The following is a 12,783-nucleotide window of genomic DNA, read 5'->3' on the forward strand; positions in this document are numbered from 1 at the left end:
GTCAAAGAAAGCGAGCCGATGCAGACGTGGACTATCGCATTAACGATATCGACCGTGTGATCAAGAATGCGGTTAATGTGATGGAAGAAAGCAAATACCAAGTGTATGAAATATGCGAATCCGCGCGCAAGGAGCTGTTTTCGCTCAGCCAGGAGCTGACGGACATTCTGGCGGAGACGGCCGAGATTATCGACAAGGTCGACAAGCTCGAGATTGATTACCGCCGCGCGCGCGTTCGGCTGACGGAGGTCAGCCGGGATTTCGTCCGTTATAAAGAAGAGGATATCAAGAGCGCCTACGAGAAGGCGACCCAGCTGCAGCTCGACCTGATGGTGTTCCGCGAGAAGGAAACGTATTTGCGGGCGCGTCGGGACGAGCTGCAGAAGCGGGTGCGCAACATTGAGCAGTCCATCGAGCGCGCGGAGACGATTGCGTCTCAAATTAATGTAGTGCTGGAATATTTATCCGGCGATCTGAACAACGTGACGCGTATTTTGGAATCCGCCAAAAATCGACAACTCATTGGGATGAAAATCATACTCGCCCAGGAAGAAGAGCGCAAGCGGATCGCCCGCGAGATCCACGATGGTCCTGCACAATCGATGGCGCATCTAGTGCTTAGGACGGAAATTGCGGAAAGAATGCTGCACAAGCAGGAATTTCAAATTGTCCAGGAAGAATTAGTAGAATTGAAAAAACAAGTGCGCTCCGGTATCGAGGAGATTCGCAAAATTATTTTCAACCTGCGTCCTATGGCATTGGACGATCTTGGACTGGTGCCGACGCTGCGCAAGTACGTTCAGGATTTCGAGGAGAAGACCAAGATTCGGACAATCTTCGATACCATCGGCAAGGAGATCCGGCTGCCCTCCGCGATGGAGGCCGGCATTTACCGGATGGTACAGGAAGCGTTCAGTAACGCCTACAAGCATGCCAACCCTTCTTTCGTTGCATTGGAGATCACCTACCAGGCGCAGATGGTGAAAATCGTCGTCCGCGACAATGGCGTCGGATTCCGTGTCGACCAAGTCGAAGCCCGGACCAAGGACAGCACGCATTTTGGCCTCATCGGCTTAAGGGAGCGGGTTGAATTGGTCGAGGGGAGGCTGGAAATCGAATCGGCGATTAACGAAGGGACGAAGATTACGATCCATATCCCGATCAATGCGGAGGAAAGAAAGGAGTAATAGATGATGGAAGCTCAACCAACGAATGGCAAACGAAAAATCAAAATATTGATCGCAGACGACCATCAGTTGTTCCGCGAAGGCTTGAAGCGCATACTCAATATGGAGGACGACCTGGAGGTTATCGGAGAGTGTAACGACGGCATTCAAGTGCTGGAGTTTTGCAATCTGAACAAACCGGAGGTCGTGTTGATGGACATCAACATGCCGATTGAGAACGGGGTTATCGCCACGGAGCGGCTCCGCGATATTTTTCCCGACGTCAAAGTTATTATTCTGTCCATCCATGACGACGAGAGTTACGTCTTCGAGACGCTGCGCAAAGGCGCATCCGGTTACTTGTTGAAGGACATGGAGGCGGAAGCCCTCGTGAACGCGATCCGTTCGGTCGTGAGCGGTCATGCGTATATTCATCCGAAAGTAACGGGCAAGCTGATCAACCAGCTTCGCCGTATGACATATCTGGACGAGATCGGCTCGGTGTCCGGCGCGGCCGCGACCCGCGAAGCCGGCGTGAAGTTCATCCCGAGCGAGAACAACCCGCTGACGCGCCGCGAAGCGGAAGTGCTTCGTTTGATGGCGGAAGGCAAGAGCAACAAGATGATCGGCGAGTTTTTGTTCATTAGCGAGAAGACGGTCAAAAACCACGTGAGCAGCATTTTGCAAAAGATGGAAGTGGACGACCGCACGCAAGCCGTCATCAATTCCATCAAATTCGGCTGGGTCGAATTATAATCGCATCGCATGTTCATTCGAGGCCTCCGCATGTCAGCGGGGGCCTTTTTGGCATGCACATGACTGTGCCGCGTCCTTATGGTTTATTACCTCCAAAAAAAGTTGCGAAACAGGCAGGGGTGGAGGCATTGAGCTTCGTCTTATATAGAGAAGGCGAAACGGCGTGATCAAGGGGAAGGGAGGGGAGCGGCATTGCGAGTTGGCGAAAGGAACCCGTGCTGAACGAGGAAAAGAGCGAGATAGAGCGGAATCCGGCACGGATGCGGCCGACCGGCACGGATGCGGCGCAAAGCGTCGGCGTGGACGAGCGGGAGACCGACAATAACGACGAGACGATTGTCCGGCGCGTGTTGGCTGGAGACCGGGAGGCGTTCCGGCTGCTCGCGGTCCGACATCGGCAGCGGCTGTACGCGCTCGCGTGGGGCGTGCTGCGGCATCCGAAAGATGCGGAGGACGCGCTGCAGGAGGCGTTGGTGCGGATGTATCTCTCCCTCCCTCAATATAAAGGACAAAGCTTCCAGGCATGGTCCGCCCGGATCGCGGTCAATTGCGCGATCGATCTCCGGCGCAAACGAGAGAGAACGCGGCAATGGGGAGCGGGTCCCGCGGATGGAACGGAGCCGCGAGAGCGTGCCGAAGGGCAGACGTCTTGGACGGGACGGGAAGAAGCGGCAACGGGCGGGCCATCTTCGGAAGGTGACTATAGAAGCGGATGCGCGCCGCCCGCGGAGACGGAAGCGCTGGCGCGCGAACGGAAGCAGCAGGTGCGCGACATGGTGGATGCGATGCCGGAAGGATACGGGGCGGTCGTGCGCGCTTACTACTTCGAAGAGAAGAACCAGCGGCAGATCGCCGAGGAGGCGTCGCTAGAGGTGAAGAGCGTGGAGTCTCGCCTGTATCGGGCGAAGCAATGGCTGCGCAAACGCTGGAAGGAGGAGGATTTCACATGATGCATCCGGCGAGAGAACGATGGGAGCGTTTTGCGGCGGGAGCGCTGCAGGGTGGCGAATGCATAGAGCTCGAGCATCATTTGGCGAGATGCGAAGCATGCTTGCACGCGTACATGGAGGCGGTCGAAGGCATGGCTGCCCTGGAGGCGGATCGGGCGGATCATTTGACGGATACCGTCATGTGGGCCGTTGCCGCGATGGCGGAGGAGGCTTCGCGATCGGAAACGAACGGGATGGCAGAGGCTGGAGCTCGATCCGGTCTGTCGGGACCGGATAACGCACGGGCTGCGAACGACGCGCAGAGCGGAAAGGCAAGAGACGGCCGTCGCGGGCGGATCGCATGGGATGCGGGACGCAAACGCGCGCTCGTCCATTACGCCATCGCCGTCTGCGTCATGCTGCTCATGATGTCCGCCGGCGTATTCGACCGATTGGCGGCGCAGCCGGAACAATGGAAGGCCGAACGGCAGCAGGAGCAAGGGGGCTCGCTGAGCGATGCCCTCATGGCGAAGACGTCGCTGGTGATCGATAAAGTGCTTGATAGCGAGCGTCCTTGATCGGAACGCCGCGGCAGTCGAGCCGACAACATAAAGGAGATGAAATGATGGTACGCAATCCGATTGTGACTTTACTGCTCGGTCTCGTGCCGGGTCTTGGCCATTGGGCGGCTGACCGGAAGGGAAGAGCGTTCATCTATGCGTTCTTCGTATTCGGCATTGCGGCGGGCGGATTTCTGCTCGGCGTCGTGACCAACGAGATGGAACTGTTCGCGATGAGTTTGGTCATCGCTTTTCTGTTCTGGCTCGTGAACATGCTGGACTTGGTCATTTATTTGTTGCGGTACCCGAATGGCAAGCCGTCGCCGGAATATCACGCGGCTTATCCGCCGTATGGGCCACAGCCTTTCCCGGGTTATGGTGGAGCGGGGTTCGCGTCTTCGGCGGATGGATCGCCGCCGCCCCCTTCGGCATTCGATGGCGGCGCGAGTGGTTTCGGGGCAGGGCCGGGACACGCCGGGCATACGCATGGCCCAGGCGCATACGGTCCGCCCCCGCCGAACTACGGCATGCCTGCGCGGCGGGATGATGCAGGCGAGCGGTTCCTGACGATATTGCTTTCCTTCATTCCAGGTTTGGGGCACTTAAGCCTGGGCTTAATGCAGCGCGGGTTGACCTTCATGATCGGTTTCTTCGGTTTGCTGACGATGATCTTGTTCGTGACCGCGCTCTCGGGCGAAGGCGGATTCCTCGTGTTTCTCGGCGTGCTGCCGATCATCTGGTTGTATGGCCTGTTCGATGCGATCCGGATGGTACGGCGCAAGCAGTCGGGGGAGCCGCTGCTGGACCGTTCTATTATGGAGGATTGGGACGATCATCGCGCGGGCGGACGCCGAAGCCGGCTGTTCGCGACGGTGCTGTCCATTTTGCCGGGCGCGGGGCATATGTACCTGGGACTTCAGCGCAGAGGGCTGCAGCTCATGGCCGGGTTCCTGTTATCGATCTATTTGCTCGATACGCTGGAGCTGTCGCTGTTTCTCTTCCTCGTACCGATTTTGTGGTGCTACGCGTTTTTTGATTCGCTGCAAATGCAGTCCCGTTACGCGATGGACGGCTTCGTGCCGGACGTACCGATCGTCAGCGGCGTCATGCATCAGCGCAAGTGGCTGGGCCTCGCGCTGATTGCCATGGGCTTGTATTATGTGGGCGACCGGCTGCTGCTGGACGTGTTCGACGTGTTCGGGCTCCAATATTGGGCGCATGAGCTTCGGTATTATTTTAAAACGGGGTTCACGGCGCTCCTGCTGCTCGGGGCGGGAGCGAAGTTGTTGTTAGGCGGCAAGGCGAGGGAAGAACTCGCGCATTGAGACGGGAATCCCCTTGGACAAGGGAAAGGATGCGTATTCGGGTCGTGTTTGATGTGGGCGACCGGGATGCCGTTATAGGACGCAAGGGTGGGGTGGCGATCCATGGACCGGTAAACGGAGGGGTTCTTTCAGCGAACGCTCAGTTGGCTTTAAGGTTGCGCAAATCGGTACTCCCTATACTAAGAGGCATGGCAATACTTTTTGAACATCTGTAACAAGGGAGTAACGATCATGAATATATCATCCGCCACCCGAAGCTTCTTCACCGGTTCTACAGCCGCGGCAGGCTCGGGGAACGCCTCGTCCAGTTCCAGCAGCTCAAGCACGACATCGACGAGCACGAGCGCGTCGAGCAGCATTTCCGAGCTGGAGAAATCGAAGACGGAGCTTCAGCAGAGTTTGACCAAGGAGATGCAGAGCAAGGACGGCGAGAAAACGAAGCAGCGGAAGGTGCAGCGGATCCAGGCGCAAATCCAGCAGATCGACTCGCAGATCGCGAGGTTGAAAGCGGAAGAGAACAAGAAAACGACCGAGCAGGCAAGCGCGGGCAGTAAGCAAGCGCCGACGCAGGCGATGCCGGCGACGAACGTGGCGGCGGCAGCCGGCGTAGGCGAGAACCTCGACGTTCGCGTATAGCGTCTGCGGCTGGCGGGCGCGTGCTGAAATGAATACGAAACCGTCCGGACGAAAGGTTCCGGGCGGTTTTTGTTTTTCTGATGGGGCGTACGTTCGGCGAAAGCATGTCTTGCGCCTTGTAACCCCTGGGCGCCGCGGTGCATAAACTGGCATAAAGGAGGTGGCCGCCATGATCGAAATTTTGCTGTGGGTGGTCGGGTGTTATCTGGTGGCGGCGGCTCTCGTGCATGCGGCATTCCGGCTCAGGGAGAAACCGAAGGCGGAACATTATGTTTTGCTTGCGGGCAATGAGCAGCAGCGGATGGAATGGTATATGCGCGGGCTGCGCCGGTATTCGCACCGAAGCGGGAAAGAAGTGCAGGTGACGATCATTGACCGGGGGTCGGAGGATGACACCGTTCGAATCGCGAGCCTGTTTGCCAAGAAAGGCATGGACGTCCAGCTGAAGGACGGGACGCCATTCGAGGGGAGCTTTCAATCGGCTCTTCAGGGAGCTCGGAATGAACAACCGGCAGAAGTCATCGGGACGGGAGAACGGAAACTTCCGAAATGGAAGCGTTTACTGAAGGTTGGGCAAAGACGGGGTCAGACTGGCGCGCGCGCGAAGGCGGAAACCTTCGAACCGACGCATCTGATGTGGATGCTGCAAGCGGAAGGAATTATTACCGAACCCGAACACGCGGTGCTTGTGGATTTGCGCGAGCCGTCGGATTGGTCGAAGCTGCCGCAGTAGCACATTGCCAGCGGCCCGGAGGCGGGTTATAATGAGTGGCAATAGGAAGACGGACGAGTGAAGCACACCCGTGCGCCGCATCAAGCGGCTGCATCGGTGCGCTTTTTTTGTTGCCCGGCGTTCGCGGAGGAGGAAGGTTGGATGAAGGTTCTTGTTTACGCGTTGTTGGAGGAGCGGGCAAGTTCTTGCCGCTGGACGCTCGATCCGGAGGCGGATCGCTGGTTTTGGCTTGCTCCTGGCGTGGAGCGGTTTCGGCAAGAACAAGGCTTAGATGGCGGCGCAGGGAAGGATCGGCTAGGGGAGGAGCGTCTAATTAGAGGACTGGCTGATCGCATAGGCAACTTCGAGGAGAGAGGGGTCAAGATCGGTTGCAAGATGCTGGTATGGGACGAGCCGCTGCCGCTGGGCGCCGCGATCGAAGCGGCGGCGCGTTGGAGGAGGATGACATCCGGAAGAGAGCTGGAGCAGAAGACCGCTGAGGGCGCGCTTCGCCGCTGCGTGCAGGAAGCGATGGAAGCGGAAGGCGGCTTTGAGCGGCAAGGCGCGAAGATTAATGGGAGCAGGGCGGAATACGCGCGGCCCATCTTGAAATGGGGGCCGACTGGCGATGGCGGCCTGATCGATGCGGCGGACGGGGATGGCGGGCAACCCGACGCCCCGCGGCCCCCCTCGGCGGCCGGCAAGTCTGCCGCATTCGCCGCGCTGACCCGGCAGGCGCGGCAGGACGCCGAGCAGCTTCGCGGTCGCGCCTTGCACGTCCCAGAGGCGCTCGCGCTGTTAGGCGTCGCCGAATGGCGCGAGCTTGCGCCGCGGCTTCAGTTCGCCGCGCTGCTCGGCCTCGCGCGCCTGGAGGCGGCGGTCGCGCCCGCGCCGCCTCTCTCCGGCCGCTGGCGGCAGCGCGGAGCTGCGCCGCGACCTCGCCGCTGCCAGCGCTGCGGCAGCGGCGAGGCGCAGTTGAGGCGCACGCCTTGCGCCTCATGCGGGCGCCGCGCGTGCGCATACTGCGAGGCGTGCCTCGCCATGGGCCGCAGCCGCGAGTGCGGGCTGCTCATCCTCGGCACGCCATCGCGTGCGTGCGCGGCGCCGCCCTCCGCCGCGCCGCAGCTCTCCATGGCGGCCAGGCTCGCGCCATGGAACCTGAGCCCCGCTCAGCAGGCGGCCGCGGCCGCCGCGCTTCGTTACATCGAGAGCGCGCCGCCGCAGGAGAAGCGGCGCGCCAAGCCCGCGGCTCGGCTCCGCGAAGCGTGGCGCCGCCTCGCCGGGCGCTTCGCCGCGCTGTCGGCGCCGCCGTTAGCGCCAGCTTATCCGCGTCTGCCGCGCTTGCTCGCCTCCGCGTCTAATCGTCTGCGCCTTCTGCGCGGCGACGGGAACCGCGCCGACAGAGAAGCCTCCGCGCTGTCGGCGCCGCAGCCGCTTCTCGAGCGCGACGAACAGCCGGCCGCGACCGCATTGCTCGCCGCCACCGACAACGTGCCCCGGCGCCAGTTCCTCCTCTGGGCGGTCACGGGCGCCGGGAAGACCGAGATGATCTTCCCGCTCGTCGCGGCGGCGCTCGAGCGGGGCGGCCGCGCGCTGATCGCGACGCCGCGGCGCGACGTGGTGCTGGAGCTCGATCCCCGTATCCGCCGCGCCTTCCCGGCGGAGCGGGTCGTCACGTTATTCGGCGGCAGCCCGCAGCGCTGGGAGAGCGGGTGCATTACCCTCGCCACGACGCATCAGCTGTTCCGCTTCCGGGAAGGCTTCGATCTCGTTATTATCGATGAGATCGACGCGTTCCCATATCACGGTGATCCCCAGCTGCATTATGCGGCGAGCCGTTCGCTGGCGCCGGACGGTGCGACGGTGCTGCTGTCCGCCACGCCGCCGGCGAAGCTGCGCGGACAGGCCAGGCGCGGAAGCCTGCCGCATGCGCGCGTGCCGGTGCGTTTCCATGGCCATCCGCTGCCGGTGCCGGCCATGCTGCGCATGCCGGCCGTCGACCGCTTGCTTCGCGCGCTTCGGTTCCCGCCGGCGCTGCGAAGGGCGCTCCAGGCTTCGCTGGACCGCGGCGCCCAGCTGTTCGTGTTCGTGCAGCGGATTCGCCACGTGGCGCCGCTCGTCGCGCGGCTGCGCCGAGAATTCAAGGCGGTCGCCATCGACGGGACATCCTCGAAGGACGAAGAGCGGGCCGACAAAGTCCGGCTGTTCCGGGACGGAGCCATCCGATTGCTGGTGACGACGACGATCCTGGAGCGCGGCGTCACGATCCCGCGCAGCGACGTCTTCATTCTGGACGCCGACGGCCGGTTGTTCGACGATGCGTCGCTCATCCAGATGGCGGGCAGAGCGGGGAGGTCGCTGCACGATCCGGCGGGCCGCGTCTACTTCGGCGCCCCCGCGGTCAACAACGCGCAGCGAAGCGCGGTGAAGGAGATTCGGGCCATGAACAGGATTGCGATGAAGAAAGGCTACTTGAAGGCCAACGAGAGCGGTAAGCCGCCTGCTCCGGCGAAGCCGCCCAACGCCGTCCAACCAACAGCGGCGACGCCAGACTCTCCCTCCGTCGCCCCTATCGCGGAGGCCAACCGATGAGTGCCGCGGACTTGGCGGCCAGGGCGCTCCGCGCGATCCGCAGCGCCGTCACGATCGGCTGCTCGGGCGCGCTCGCCATGCTCTCGCCCGCCAGCGCGGCTTGCCCGGTATGCGGCCGCGCGTTCCGCGGGCAAGGCAAGGTTTCGTTTGCCGGCTTATGTCCGGCCTGCACCGAAGCGATCCCCTGGATCCGGCGGATCGAATGTCCGGTATGCGGCAGACCGGAGCGCTGCGGCGATTGCGCGCGCCGAACCGCCGCCAGCTTCGTCGCCAGCCGCAGCGCCGTGCGCTATGACGCCTCCGTCCGGAGCTGGCTGGCGACGTACAAGTACCGGGGACACGAAGCGCTGGGACCGGTGCTGGGCGAGATGATGGCGGAAGCTTGCCGCCATTTGCTTGCGGAGCGCCGCGCAAGATACCCGCATTTCCGGTTCGATGCGCTCGTTCCCGTGCCGCTGAGCGAAGAGAGGTTGGCAGAGCGGGGATTCAACCAGGCGGAGCAGTTGGCGTCTTGCGTGGGCGCGCGCTGCTCCATCCCGGTCGTGGAGGCGCTGCGCCGCACGCGGAACAGCGGCAAGCAGAGCTATATTTCCCGGCGAGAGCGGATGCGGAACACGCAAGGGTTGTTCGCGGCGGACGAATCGCGATTGCCGGCGCTGTTCCTTCCGAACGATACCCGGAGCCGGAGCATCGAATCGCTTGTCGCAACCTTCTGGCCCACATTCGGATCGTCGCCAACGCCCCACGCCGGCCAGCCGCTCCGCCTGCTGCTGATCGACGATATTTATACGACCGGGAGCACGATCGACGCTTGCGCGGGCGCGCTCTCCGAATCTCTTCGGCGCCTGTATCCCGGAACAAGCGTCGAAATTTATGCGCTGACGCTTGCCCGTTCCTGAAAGTACCACCCGGATAGAGAAGCGGATATATCAAATTATGATGTATTTTGTCGATACAACTGATAGAATAACGATATCTGCACCCTAGGGGAGGAGGCATGGACAATGAATATTGCGAACTGTCCGCGCTGTGGCAAACTGTTTACGAAGAACTTTAGAGACGTATGTCCGAACTGCATCAAGGAAATCGACAAGGAGTACACGTTGTGCGCGGAGCATCTTCGCCAGAACAAAGGCATCACGACCCACGAGCTATCCGATGCGACCGGCGTGTCCGTGAAGCAGATCACCAAATTTATTCGCGAAGGCCGAATTTCGATTATCGGCGCGCCTAACCTTGGCTACCCATGCGAAGTGTGCGCGACCATGATCCGCGACGGGAACATGTGTCAAGATTGCAAGACGCGTCTGATCAAGGATGTCGGGCAGATGAACGAGCAAATTAAAGCCGACGCGCTGAAAAATTCGGGGCAAGGCATCTACCGGACGAAAAGTTAAATTTAAACAATGCTCGAAATCATATAAATTTTCTTGTAAAATTGCCGATAATATCTGTATACAACAGATAAATCGGCTTTTTTATTTGGCTGTTTCCACTATGGAGGGATAGTTCCATGAAGATTAACGATATGCGCCGCATTAGCGGAGTCAACCCTTATCAGAAGCAAAACGAAGTACGCGCGACCGCCAATGCGGATCGCAAGCAGCAGAAGGATGAAGTCAAGTTCTCAGCGGAGGCGATGGAGATGCTCTCTACGAGCCGTTCGAACGACGCTGAACGCACGCAGCGCATTCAAGAGCTCAAAGCGCAAGTGGCTTCGGGCACGTACAACGTAGATGCCGGCAAGTTAGCGGACAAAGTATTGCCATTCATCAGATAACGTCTGACAACCGATACAAGGGAAGGGGCCGTTGCCAATATGCAAGAGGTCGTCAAAGAGATCGTAACCGTTCTGCAGGGATTGATCGAGGTGCACGAGCAGCTGATTGCGATCGGGAAAGAGAAGCAGCAGGTGATCGGAGCCGGCGATACGAACGGCTTGTCCCGCGTGACGAGCCAGGAGAAGAAACTGCTGCAGACGCTCGTCGACCTGGAGCAGCAGCGAAGCAACCTTGTGCGGGATTATTTCAAACAAACCGGTCTCGTCGTCGTGCGCAAGTTCAAGATGGAGCATCTGATTCAAGCCGTTTACAGCGCGGAAGAGAAGCGGCTGCTGATCGAGACGAGCGACGCGCTGCGCAGGCTAATCGACAAATTGAAAGAATTGAACGATTTCAATCAGCAGCTATTGCGGATGCAGCTCAATTACGTGGACTACTCGCTTGACCTGCTGATTGGACCCGTCGAAGAAGACGTGACGTATCACCGCGCCTTGCAGGCGAACGGTTATAGTCGTTTAAATAAATACGATACAAAGGCTTAAAGATACGATACAAAGGCTTAAATTGAGCGTTCAAAAAGTCGACATTTCAGCACCGAGAAGGTTGCGTGAAGGCGAAGAAGGAGAAGCGGAGTTTAGGCAAACCTAAATGAGCACCGGACTTCAAGCCTGAATGCAAGATTCGATGTCGAGATACTCCTTGATCTGCTTCGTGATCAAATGGCGAATTTTTGAACAACCTCTTAAATAAAGGAGAGTGCCGAGTTGACCTCAACATTTCATGGGCTGGAGACCGCACGAAGAAGCTTATTTGCGCAGCAGGCATCGCTCAATACGACCGGGCATAACATTGGCAACGCCAATACGGAGGGCTATACGCGCCAGAAGGTGAACCTGACCGCTTCCAAGCCGATGGAAGCCTTCGGGCTGCAGCGTTCGACCTCCGCCGGCCAGATCGGCACCGGGGTAGACTACACCTCGATTACCCGCGTCCGCGAGAAGTTCCTCGACGATCAGTTCCGAAACGAGAATAAGTCGCTTGGCAACTACGAAGTGCAGCAGGACGTGCTGGAGAAGCTGGAGAAAATCATGAACGAGCCGTCGGATACCGGCATCCGGACCGTCATGTCGAACTTTTACGACGCGTGGTCCGATCTGAGCAAGACGCCGGAGAGCGCCGACGGCCGCAAGATCGTCCGGGAGCAGGCGCTCGCGCTCGTCGATGCCTTCAATCAAACGGCGAAGCAGCTCAGCGACTTGAAAGGCGACATTACGGAGAACATCGCGATTCGCACGGATCAAGCCAACGGCTACTTGAACAACATCGCGCAGCTGAACAGCAGCATCCAGAAGATCGAAGCGCTCGGCAACGACGCGAACGACCTTCGCGACCAGCGCGACTTGATGACGGACAAACTGTCCAAAATCATGAACGTTACGGTAAGCCATGCCACGAACGGGTATCGCATTTCGATGGGGGGAACCGAGCTGCTGAACGGCTCGACGGTGACGCCTATGTCGGCGGAGACGCTCACGACGGCGTATGCGTCCGGCGATTTGAATAGCGGCGAGATCTACGGGATGATCGAGTCCAGGGATAAATTCGTGCAGGGGTATATTTCGGATTTGGATAATATGGTGAATTCGATCGCCAACGGCGAGGTCGAGGTGACGATTCCGAAGGGCTCCGTCCTGCCGGATGGCACGACGCTTAACAACGTGACGTACACGGGGGCTAATCGTACGCTGACCGAGGATTTGACCGTGAAAGTCAATGGTCTGAACGGCTTGCACCAGCTTGGCTACAACTTTACGTCCAACTCCACCGGCCTTGCCTTCTTCACGAAGGCCGACGGCTCGACGGAGGGACTGACGGCCGAGAGCCTGCGCCTCAATCCGGAGATCGAAGCGAACGCCAACAAAATCGCCACGTCGATGCGGGTGGCCGTCGGAGCGACTAGCGATACCGTGATTACGGGTAATAACACGATGGCGGTGCTCTTCTCCCAAATGCGGGATGGCCAGTTTAACTTCGGCAATGGGACGGATACGGACCTGAACACGGGCGATGCGTATTTCCGCTCGGTCGTCGGTCAGTTGGGCGTACAGGCCGAGGAAGCCAACCGTCGCTTGGCGAACCAGCAGTCGCTGGTCGACCAAGTCGAATCGAACCGCCAATCCGTCAGCGGCGTCTCGCTGGACGAAGAGATGTCGAACCTGATCAAGTTCCAGCATGCGTACAATGCGGCTGCCCGCACCATGAGCACGATGGACGAGATGTTGGACAAAATCATCAACGGCATGGGCCGCGTAGGCCTCTAATTTGA

General features: G+C 59.7%; 13 protein-coding genes. All 13 read left to right on the top strand.

Going from position 1 to position 12,783, the window contains the following annotated elements:
• Positions 1-26: 26 nt before the first annotated feature.
• The 13 genes from BCM02_RS13545 to flgK all read left to right on the top strand — a co-directional run bounded on the left by BCM02_RS13545 (position 27) and on the right by flgK (position 12,778).
• Positions 27-1,187 carry a sensor histidine kinase gene (locus tag BCM02_RS13545; protein WP_148929623.1) on the top strand — a complete coding sequence of 387 codons (1,161 nt, stop codon included), beginning with the start codon at positions 27-29 and terminating at the stop codon, positions 1,185-1,187.
• A gap of 3 nt (positions 1,188-1,190) precedes the next feature.
• A complete protein-coding gene (locus tag BCM02_RS13550) occupies positions 1,191-1,922 on the top strand; it encodes a response regulator (protein WP_377494889.1) in 732 nt (243 codons plus the stop codon).
• A 215-nt stretch (positions 1,923-2,137) separates the two neighbouring features.
• Positions 2,138-2,872 carry an RNA polymerase sigma factor gene (locus BCM02_RS13555; protein WP_148929625.1) on the top strand — a complete coding sequence of 245 codons (735 nt, stop codon included), beginning with the start codon at positions 2,138-2,140 and terminating at the stop codon, positions 2,870-2,872.
• The gene (locus BCM02_RS13560) at positions 2,869-3,429 is read left to right on the top strand and encodes a zf-HC2 domain-containing protein (protein ID WP_148929626.1); all 561 of its coding nucleotides are present in this window, start codon (positions 2,869-2,871) and stop codon (positions 3,427-3,429) included. Before BCM02_RS13555 ends, BCM02_RS13560 begins: the two co-directional genes overlap by 4 nt.
• Positions 3,430-3,473: 44 nt before the next feature.
• Positions 3,474-4,736, top strand: coding sequence for a multi-tm2 domain protein (locus BCM02_RS13565; RefSeq protein ID WP_148929627.1), 1,263 nt, complete (start codon positions 3,474-3,476; stop codon positions 4,734-4,736).
• Positions 4,737-4,967: 231 nt separating this feature from the next.
• Entirely contained in the window at positions 4,968-5,372 is a 405-nt protein-coding gene (locus tag BCM02_RS13570) for a FlxA-like family protein (RefSeq protein WP_148929628.1), read from the top strand.
• A gap of 169 nt (positions 5,373-5,541) precedes the next feature.
• On the top strand, positions 5,542-6,105 hold the full coding sequence (locus BCM02_RS13575) for a hypothetical protein (RefSeq protein ID WP_148929629.1): 564 nt from the start codon (positions 5,542-5,544) through the stop codon (positions 6,103-6,105).
• Between the two features lie 96 nt (positions 6,106-6,201).
• On the top strand, positions 6,202-8,676 hold the full coding sequence (locus BCM02_RS13580) for a helicase-related protein (RefSeq protein WP_246183360.1): 2,475 nt from the start codon (positions 6,202-6,204) through the stop codon (positions 8,674-8,676).
• On the top strand, positions 8,673-9,575 hold the full coding sequence (locus tag BCM02_RS13585) for a ComFC family protein (RefSeq protein ID WP_148929630.1): 903 nt from the start codon (positions 8,673-8,675) through the stop codon (positions 9,573-9,575). The genes BCM02_RS13580 and BCM02_RS13585 overlap by 4 nt, the downstream gene beginning before the upstream one ends.
• A 105-nt stretch (positions 9,576-9,680) precedes the next feature.
• Entirely contained in the window at positions 9,681-10,073 is a 393-nt protein-coding gene (locus tag BCM02_RS13590) for a TIGR03826 family flagellar region protein (protein ID WP_148929631.1), read from the top strand.
• A 116-nt stretch (positions 10,074-10,189) separates the two neighbouring features.
• On the top strand, positions 10,190-10,456 hold the full coding sequence (flgM, locus tag BCM02_RS13595) for a flagellar biosynthesis anti-sigma factor FlgM (RefSeq protein WP_148929632.1): 267 nt from the start codon (positions 10,190-10,192) through the stop codon (positions 10,454-10,456).
• A 39-nt stretch (positions 10,457-10,495) separates the two neighbouring features.
• Positions 10,496-10,999 carry a flagellar protein FlgN gene (locus tag BCM02_RS13600; RefSeq protein ID WP_148929633.1) on the top strand — a complete coding sequence of 168 codons (504 nt, stop codon included), beginning with the start codon at positions 10,496-10,498 and terminating at the stop codon, positions 10,997-10,999.
• 222 nt (positions 11,000-11,221) lie between these two features.
• A complete protein-coding gene (gene flgK / locus BCM02_RS13605; protein ID WP_148929634.1) occupies positions 11,222-12,778 on the top strand; it encodes a flagellar hook-associated protein FlgK in 1,557 nt (518 codons plus the stop codon).
• The last annotated feature ends 5 nt before the right edge of the window (positions 12,779-12,783 follow it).

This window comes from Paenibacillus methanolicus, from assembly GCF_008124765.1.
GTDB classification, from domain to species: domain Bacteria; phylum Bacillota; class Bacilli; order Paenibacillales; family Paenibacillaceae; genus Paenibacillus_Z; species Paenibacillus_Z methanolicus.

Excerpts from the sequence above, each read along its gene's own strand:
- BCM02_RS13550 (WP_377494889.1), top strand. The coding sequence starts at position 1,191 with ATGATGGAAGCTCAACCAACGAATGGCAAACGAAAAATCAAAATATTG.
- BCM02_RS13560 (WP_148929626.1), top strand. The coding sequence starts at position 2,869 with ATGATGCATCCGGCGAGAGAACGATGGGAGCGTTTTGCGGCGGGAGCG.
- BCM02_RS13565 (WP_148929627.1), top strand. The coding sequence starts at position 3,474 with ATGATGGTACGCAATCCGATTGTGACTTTACTGCTCGGTCTCGTGCCG.
- BCM02_RS13570 (WP_148929628.1), top strand. The coding sequence starts at position 4,968 with ATGAATATATCATCCGCCACCCGAAGCTTCTTCACCGGTTCTACAGCC.
- BCM02_RS13575 (WP_148929629.1), top strand. The coding sequence starts at position 5,542 with ATGATCGAAATTTTGCTGTGGGTGGTCGGGTGTTATCTGGTGGCGGCG.
- BCM02_RS13585 (WP_148929630.1), top strand. The coding sequence starts at position 8,673 with ATGAGTGCCGCGGACTTGGCGGCCAGGGCGCTCCGCGCGATCCGCAGC.
- BCM02_RS13590 (WP_148929631.1), top strand. The coding sequence starts at position 9,681 with ATGAATATTGCGAACTGTCCGCGCTGTGGCAAACTGTTTACGAAGAAC.
- flgM (WP_148929632.1), top strand. The coding sequence starts at position 10,190 with ATGAAGATTAACGATATGCGCCGCATTAGCGGAGTCAACCCTTATCAG.
- BCM02_RS13600 (WP_148929633.1), top strand. The coding sequence starts at position 10,496 with ATGCAAGAGGTCGTCAAAGAGATCGTAACCGTTCTGCAGGGATTGATC.